Here is a 3,072-nt window from a genome sequence, read left to right on the forward strand (position 1 = left end):
TCATCACGCCGTACGGGACGGTGTCCTCGCCCCGCTCGTACACGAGCACGCTGATGGACTCCGGGGTGTGGCCCGGCGTCTCCATGATCTCCAGCGTGACGCCGCCGAGGCTGATGGTCTCGCCGTCGGCCAGCTTGCGGATCGCGTACTCGGTCTCGGCGCGGCGGCCGTAGCCGATCCAGGCGCCGGTACGGGCGGCCATCTCCAGGTGGCCGGCCACGAAGTCGGCGTGGAAGTGGGTGTTGATGACGCCGACGACGGTGAAGCCGCGGGCCTCGGCGTCGGCGAGGTACTCGGAGACGTCACGACGGGGGTCGACGACCACGGCCTGGCCGGTGGTCTCGTCGGCGATCATGTACGACGCCTGGGAGAGGCAGTCGAGGTAGTACTGGGCGAAGAACATGGGAATCAACCTCCACGAGCTGGGGTGCTATACCCAGAGGGGTATAGAGGGAGTAGCGGGAAGGGCAGGCCGGAGCCGGAATCCGGGGCGGGTCAGACGGGTCGGACCGAGCCGGGCTCGGTGCCGGTCGCCACGGGGCGGCCCGCGCGGATCCAGCCGCGGGTGCCGCCGGCCACGGAGTAGATGTCCGCGCCGCCGTCGACGCCTCCGCCGACCACGGCCAGCAGGTCGGCGGCCGCCTTGCTGCGGTTGCCGCTGGCGCAGATCACGTACACCGGCCGCCCGGCGGGCAGCTTCGGCGGCGTGACACCCAGGCTGGGCAGCGGGGCGAGGAGCGCGCCGGGGACGTGACCGTCCCGGTATTCGCCGGGCTGTCGTACGTCGAGCACGAAGGCTCCGTCCGTCCACGCCGCGGCGAAAGCTTCCAGGTCCACTTCACGAGCCATGATGACTGCCTTCCGGATACCCCCCTGGGTATGACAACAACGACGTTAAACGGTCACCCCGGGACTCGTCAAATACCCCTGGGGGTATCCCGCGCCACACCCGCGCCTCACCCCTGTCCCCCTTGCGCCGGGCCCGTGCCACGCCTGGGCGGTACCCGTGCCCCACCTGGGCCGTACCCGCCCGCACCCCTCCCCCGACCCGGCCGCGGGTCACCCCGTACACCCGCCCATGGTCATGACCGTATGGCGATACGGACATGACATCCGGCCGGACGCGGCGCTACCTTCGACGGAAAAGCGACGACGCGCGGCACAGGGCCGGCAGGAGCAGGAGGTCCGGTGAAGGAAACCAGCGAGGGGCGGGCAGGACTGCTCTACGGGATCGGCGCCTACGGCATGTGGGGTCTGGTCCCGCTCTTCTGGCCGCTGGTGAAGCCGGCCGGCGCGATCGAGATCCTGGCCCACCGGATGGTCTGGTCGCTCGCCTTCGTCGCCCTCGCGCTGCTCGCGCTGCGCCGCTGGGGCTGGATACGGGAGCTGGTGGGCAACCCGCGCAAGCTGGGCCTGATCACCGTGGCCGCGGCCGTCATCAGCGTCAACTGGGGCCTGTACATCTGGGCCGTCAACAACGGCCGGGTCGTCGAGGCCTCCCTCGGCTACTTCATCAACCCGCTCGTCACCATCGCCTTCGGCGTCCTCGTCCTCAAGGAGCGGCTGCGCCCGGCGCAGTGGGCGGCGGTCGGCGTCGGCACGGCGGCCGTGGTCGTCCTCGCGGTCGGGGCCGGCCGGCCGCCGTGGGTCTCGCTGACCCTGGCGTTCTCCTTCGCGCTCTACGGACTGGTGAAGAAGAAGGTCAACCTCGGCGGCATCGAGTCGCTCGCCGCCGAGACCGCCGTGCAGTTCCTGCCCGCGCTCGCGTACCTGATCTGGCTGGGCACCCAGGGCACGATGGCCTTCGGCGCGCACGGCGCGGGGCACGCGTCGCTGCTCGCCGCGACCGGCCTGGTGACGGCGGTGCCGCTGGTCTGCTTCGGCGCGGCCGCGATCCGCGTACCGCTGTCGACGCTCGGCCTGCTCCAGTACCTGGCGCCGGTCTTCCAGTTCCTGCTCGGCATCTTCTACTTCCACGAGGCGATGCCGCCGGAGCGCTGGGCGGGCTTCTCGCTGGTGTGGCTCGCGCTGGCGATCCTGAGCTGGGACGCGCTGCGTACGGCGCGGCGCAGCCGGGCGCGGGTGGAGGAGGCCGCGGCGCAGGCCGCCGCGTCGCCCACCGCCTCGCCCGCCACGTCGTCCGCCGTGGTTCCCGGTCCGCGCGCCGGGGCCGAGATCGGCGCCGGGACCCAGGCGGCGGCGCCCCCCACCCCCTCGTCGGCAAGCTGACACTCCGGTGAAGCGGCGGATTCCCCGCCGCTTTCCACCCCTTCGGCCCAGCCGGGCGGCCGACCGCGCGGTGAGGGCGAAGACGGTGTTACTCAGGGAGTCCGGGGGCTCGCTCCCCGCGCGGGCCCGAAGCCTCCCTCATCTACTACGCGATCCTCCTGATCGCCCTTCAGCTGGCCTTCGGGGTCTTCGGCCCCAACCCGATCAGCGTGATGATCCACGGCATCGTCGCCTGGCTGCCGCGCGCGATCGTGGCGCTCGTCATCGTGGCCATGGCCATCGCCATGGCCATCGCCCGCGCGGTCCGCGACATCGTGCAGGCCGCGCTCGGCGGGATGTCGTACGGCCGGTTCCTCGCGACGGCGGCCTGGGCCTTCATCGTCGCGCTCGGCGTGATCGCCGCGCTCGGCCAGGCGGGCATCGCCACCGCGATCACCGGCCCGGTGCTCACGGCGGTGCTCGCGACGATCGCGGGTATCGCGATCGTCGGTGTCGGCGGCGGTCTGATCACCCCGATGCGTTCGCGTTGGGAGCGCTGGCTGTCGGTCGCCGAGTCGGAGTCGGGCAAGGCCAAGCAGCAGATCACCGCGTACCAGCAGGGCCGCGAGGACGCGCGCCGCGCGATGCCGTCGGCGCAGGAGCGGACGGAGCGCGGGCGGCGCGGCGAGGGCGGGGAGGGCGGGGAGGGCGGACAGATCGGCGGCGGAGGCGCCCCGACGGTCTGACCTCACGTACACGGGCCGGGCCCATCAACGGGCGGGACGCCACCGCGCACATGGTCGCCTACGCGCGGGCGCGCGGGAAGCAGGTGGAGGTCGTGTGGCCGGTCGGGGCGGTACGCAC

General features: G+C 72.6%; 3 protein-coding genes and 1 pseudogene. 2 read left to right on the top strand and 2 right to left on the bottom strand.

Annotated features, from left to right (window positions below):
- Positions 1 to 403 (bottom strand): MBL fold metallo-hydrolase (locus tag ABZ693_RS35995; protein ID WP_359885709.1); only part of this gene is annotated, 403 nt, incomplete at its 3' end.
- Between the two features lie 92 nt (positions 404 to 495).
- The gene (locus tag ABZ693_RS36000) at positions 496 to 849 is read right to left on the bottom strand and encodes a rhodanese-like domain-containing protein (RefSeq protein ID WP_359885710.1); all 354 of its coding nucleotides are present in this window, start codon (positions 847 to 849) and stop codon (positions 496 to 498) included.
- A 396-nt stretch (positions 850 to 1,245) separates the two neighbouring features.
- Between ABZ693_RS36000 and rarD the strand changes: the two genes are divergently transcribed.
- Both rarD and ABZ693_RS36010 read left to right on the top strand, forming a co-directional pair.
- Positions 1,246 to 2,229: an EamA family transporter RarD gene (gene rarD, locus ABZ693_RS36005; protein ID WP_435842647.1), complete on the top strand. Its 984-nt coding sequence runs from the start codon at positions 1,246 to 1,248 to the stop codon at positions 2,227 to 2,229.
- Positions 2,230 to 2,366: 137 nt separating this feature from the next.
- A pseudogene (locus ABZ693_RS36010) lies at positions 2,367 to 2,954 on the top strand (mechanosensitive ion channel family protein); the annotation flags it as partial.
- Between the last annotated feature and the right edge of the window lie 118 nt (positions 2,955 to 3,072).

It is taken from the genome of Streptomyces laurentii (genome assembly GCF_040635425.1).
Classification (GTDB): domain Bacteria; phylum Actinomycetota; class Actinomycetes; order Streptomycetales; family Streptomycetaceae; genus Streptomyces; species Streptomyces laurentii.

Bases quoted from the DNA above. Each gene is read 5' to 3' on its own strand.
- ABZ693_RS36000 (WP_359885710.1), bottom strand. From the start codon at position 849: ATGGCTCGTGAAGTGGACCTGGAAGCTTTCGCCGCGGCGTGGACGGAC.
- rarD (WP_435842647.1), top strand. From the start codon at position 1,246: ATGTGGGGTCTGGTCCCGCTCTTCTGGCCGCTGGTGAAGCCGGCCGGC.